The organism is Caballeronia sp. NCF2 (assembly GCF_023631205.1).
Classification (GTDB): Bacteria; Pseudomonadota; Gammaproteobacteria; order Burkholderiales; family Burkholderiaceae; genus Caballeronia; species Caballeronia zhejiangensis.
This window is the reverse complement of the sequence record NZ_JALQDN010000044.1, coordinates 1-3,944: the sequence shown is the minus strand read 5'-3', so window position 1 is coordinate 3,944 and position 3,944 is coordinate 1. Positions and strand designations below refer to the sequence as shown.

Annotated in this window: 3 protein-coding genes and 1 pseudogene; 2 read left to right on the top strand and 2 right to left on the bottom strand. The window is 62.3% G+C overall.

Going from position 1 to position 3,944, the window contains the following annotated elements:
* A pseudogene (locus NCS02_RS14680) lies at window positions 1-90 on the bottom strand (succinate dehydrogenase, cytochrome b556 subunit); the annotation flags it as partial.
* A 169-nt stretch (window positions 91-259) separates the two neighbouring features.
* Window positions 260-1,057, bottom strand: a complete 798-nt coding sequence (locus NCS02_RS14675) for a GntR family transcriptional regulator (RefSeq protein WP_033536962.1) — start codon at window positions 1,055-1,057, stop codon at window positions 260-262.
* A gap of 586 nt (window positions 1,058-1,643) precedes the next feature.
* Here NCS02_RS14675 and NCS02_RS14670 point away from each other — a divergent pair.
* Both NCS02_RS14670 and NCS02_RS14665 read left to right on the top strand, forming a co-directional pair.
* Window positions 1,644-2,630 carry a malate dehydrogenase gene (locus NCS02_RS14670; RefSeq protein ID WP_008354061.1) on the top strand — a complete coding sequence of 329 codons (987 nt, stop codon included), beginning with the start codon at window positions 1,644-1,646 and terminating at the stop codon, window positions 2,628-2,630.
* Between the two features lie 157 nt (window positions 2,631-2,787).
* Window positions 2,788-3,795: an HpcH/HpaI aldolase/citrate lyase family protein gene (locus NCS02_RS14665; protein WP_250502715.1), complete on the top strand. Its 1,008-nt coding sequence runs from the start codon at window positions 2,788-2,790 to the stop codon at window positions 3,793-3,795.
* The last annotated feature ends 149 nt before the right edge of the window (window positions 3,796-3,944 follow it).

The following is a 3,944-nucleotide window of genomic DNA, read 5'->3' as shown; positions in this document are numbered from 1 at the left end:
CTTGCCCGCCAGCGGCAAGCGATACTTCGCGATCTGACCGATCCCGATGTTCCGGTATTCCGGCCTTGGTTTTTTTACGGCTTCTGCCATGCTAGACCCCAACTTGTTAACACACTAATCCGCGATTTTAGCGCCTTTTTATATCGCGCTGCAGCGAGAAGTCCTCTAAAAGACCGTTGCTCCATGCGCGAGAATGGGCCTGCTAACGTGCGTGTTCCGCGAGCACTCAGCCAGTGCTCGCGGCCCGTTCTTCACTCGATCAACTCAAGTCGTTCTGATAAAAATAGCCGGTCGTGACGTACCATCCGCGACGCACTTCGACAGGCCGGTCGCCATAGGTATAGGACACGCGCTCGACCGATAACAGCGGAAATCCCTGCGCCACATCGAGGAACTGCGCGACGGTTTCATCGGCGGCGACGGCGCGGATCTTCTCGGTCGCGCGGATCATGCGCGTGCCAAACTCCGTCTCGAACATCGCGTAGAGCGGACCCTTGTACTCGGCGAGACGCTCGGCCGTGAGTCCGCGAAACACCGCGCCCGGCAGCCAGATTTCGTCGAACACGGTTGTCACGCCATCGAACTGCAACAAGCGCTTGATGAGAACGACGGGGTCGGCAGGCTTCAAATCCAGTTGGCGCGCGATCTCCGCCGGCGCGCGCAGGCGCCTGCATTCGAGCAGACGGCTTACGTGAGGATGGACGTCGCCATCGTCGGGCAGAAGGCGCAGGAAGCGGAACTGCACGCGGTCTTCGTTGTGCGTCGCAACGAACGTGCCTTTGCCCTGACGTCGAACGAGAAGATTGTCGGCGGCGAGTTCATCGATCGCCTTGCGGACGGTGCCCTGGCTCACCTTGTAGCGCGCGGCCAGCTCGACCTCGCTCGGGATGATTTCGCCAGGCTTCCATTCGCCGGACTCGAGTCCTTGCGTGATGAGCGCCTTGATTTGCTGATACAGCGGGCTGAACGTCGGCGACGGCGTGCTCGCGGCCTCAGCCGCCGGTGCAGTGCCGTTGGGGGTCGTCGTGCTCGCCGGGTTGGAATTCATGCCGCGCATTTCAACACAAGGCCCGCCGTGCGTCCAGACTTTTCCCGAAGATTCCTATGTCTTATATAAGACATAAGATAGTGTTGACTTTACCTCGGACGGCTCCTACACTCCTTGTCGAGCAAGGGTTTGCGGGTCGTTGCGAAAGCACGGGAACCGCCGCTCAGCGCGTTTTATCATGGCCCTTTTCGCCTCGAGTACGCTCTGAACACGGCATCCGGCGCAGCGTGCAACATACCGCCAGGCACGCCCTTTCGCTTTCGCCTCACGCCGATCGGCCACTCGATTCGCGCGCCGCTGCCTGCCCCTCGCCTCGCAACGTCAAGCGCCGTCTCGTATGGGCGCGTTGCCGTCAGACCCAAGCGAAATCACCGCGTCCTTCCAGAACACTCCGCACGCCTCTCGCTCGAAGAGAAGGATTCATGGCATGACGGTCAAGCCGTAACGCCGATGCACGGCACGGGCGCGAACGCTCGGTCGAGCTTCGAAGCGTTTGGGCACGGCATGGCCGGCATGTCTTCATCAACGCTTTGCGTAACGCGCATAAAATGGCGTTTTTCCCTAGCGTTCCACGCACCGTCCAGGAGAGTTCTCAATGGCTAAGTCCGCAAAGCGCGTTGCCGTAACCGGCGCCGCAGGTCAAATCGGCTACTCGCTGCTGTTCCGCATCGCCAATGGCGATCTGCTCGGCAAAGACCAGCCCGTGATTCTTCAGTTGCTCGATCTGCCGCAAGCGCAAGCCGCCGTGAAGGGCGTCGTGATGGAGCTGGAAGATTGCGCATTCCCGCTGCTCGCGGGCGTGGTCGTCACGGACGACCCCAAGGTCGCGTTCAAGGACGCCGACGTCGCGTTGCTGGTCGGTGCACGTCCGCGTTCGAAGGGCATGGAGCGCAAGGACCTGCTGTCGGCGAACGCCGAGATCTTCACGGTTCAGGGCAAGGCGCTGAACGATGTCGCGAGCCGCGACGTGAAGGTGCTGGTCGTCGGCAACCCGGCGAACACGAACGCTTACATCGCGATGAAGTCGGCGCCGGATCTGCCGAAGAAGAACTTCACCGCCATGCTGCGTCTGGACCACAACCGCGCGCTGTCGCAACTGGCGGCCAAGTCGGGCAAGCCGGTCGCGTCGATCGAAAAGCTCGCCGTGTGGGGCAACCACTCGCCGACGATGTACCCGGACTTCCGTTTCGCAACGGCGGAAGGCGAGAGCCTGACGAAGCTCATCAACGACGACGAGTGGAACCGCAACACGTTCATCCCGACCGTCGGCAAGCGCGGCGCGGCGATCATCGAAGCGCGCGGGCTGTCGTCGGCGGCATCGGCGGCGAATGCTGCGATCGATCACGTGCGTGACTGGGTGCTCGGCACGAACGGCAAGTGGGTCACGATGGGCATTCCGTCGGACGGCTCGTACGGCATTCCGGAAGACATCATCTACGGCGTGCCCGTAACGTGCGAAAACGGCGAGTACAAGCGCGTCGAAGGCCTCGAAATCGACGCGTTCTCGCGCGAGAAGATGGACGGCACGCTGAACGAGCTGCTCGAAGAGCGCGACGGCGTTTCGCATCTGCTGGGCAAGTAAGTACGTCGTTCAAGGGGGAGTCTGCAAAGGCTTCCCGTCTGCGCGAACGCTACGCGGCGTTCGTGCATGATTCGAACGCGCTTGAAAAACATCGAGCGTGTTCGAATCATCGAGCAAGATGGAATTTCCCAACTTCCAATCGGACCCGACGCCGACGATGCCTGCTCTCACTCCCGCCGAAGTGCTGTTTGACGGCGAAGCGCAACCCGCCGTGCTTCCGCCCTGTGATCATTACGCCGGCAGCGAGAAGCTGATCCGCAAATCCCTGGCGCTGCAGGCGCAACTCGGTCCGGTGTTCGACATCACGCTCGATTGCGAAGACGGGGCGCAAGTCGGTCACGAGGCCGAACATGCGGAAATGGTTGCGTCGTTCGTCGGTGGCGAGGACGACCGCTTCGGGCGCGTGGGCGTGCGCATCCACGACTTCGATCATCGTGCGTGGCGCGACGACGTTCGCATCATCCTGCGTCGCGCGAAGAAAGCGCCCGCGTTCATCATGCTGCCGAAAATCCGCAGCGCCGCCGATGCCACCGAAATGGTCGCGTTCATCGAAGCAACGCGACGCGAGTTCGGCATCGAGCAACCGATTCCCTGCCATCTGCTGATCGAGACGCACGGCGCGCTAGCGCAAGCGTTCGAACTGGCCGAGCTGCCGGGCGTCGAATCGCTGAGCTTCGGTCTGATGGACTTCGTCTCGGCGCACAACGGCGCCATTCCCGATGCCGCGATGCGCTCGCCCGGCCAGTTCGATCATCCGCTCGTGCGGCGCGCGAAGCTGGAGATCGCGGCCGCGTGTCACGCGCACGGCAAGGTGCCGTCGCACAACGTATCGACGGAAGTGCGCAACATGAGCGTCGTCGCGAACGATGCGGCACGCGCGCGCAACGCGTTCGGCTATACGCGCATGTGGAGCATCCATCCGGATCAGATCAGGCCGATCGTCGAGGCCTTCTCGCCGCGCGCCGATGAAATCGCGCTCGCGGCGCAGATTCTGCTTGCGGCACAGCGCGCACAGTGGGGCCCGACGCGGCATGGCGATACGCTGCACGATCGCGCGAGTTATCGCTATTACTGGTCCGTGCTGCGCCGCGCGCACGCGACCGGCCAGACGCTGCCCGACGAATGCGCGCCGTTTTTCAACTCATCATCTCGACAAGACAAATAACGCCGCATCGCGAGCGTGCAAAGGAGACTAGAGACAATGACCGATCAGGCATCGACCGAAGCACCCGCAACCGGCGCATTCAAGCCGAAGAAATCCGTCGCGCTGTCGGGCGTGACGGCGGGCAATACCGCGCTGTGCACCGTCGGCAA

Coding starts and splice junctions, on each gene's coding strand:
- NCS02_RS14675 (WP_033536962.1), bottom strand. CDS start 1,057: ATGCGCGGCATGAATTCCAACCCGGCGAGCACGACGACCCCCAACGGC.
- NCS02_RS14670 (WP_008354061.1), top strand. CDS start 1,644: ATGGCTAAGTCCGCAAAGCGCGTTGCCGTAACCGGCGCCGCAGGTCAA.
- NCS02_RS14665 (WP_250502715.1), top strand. CDS start 2,788: ATGCCTGCTCTCACTCCCGCCGAAGTGCTGTTTGACGGCGAAGCGCAA.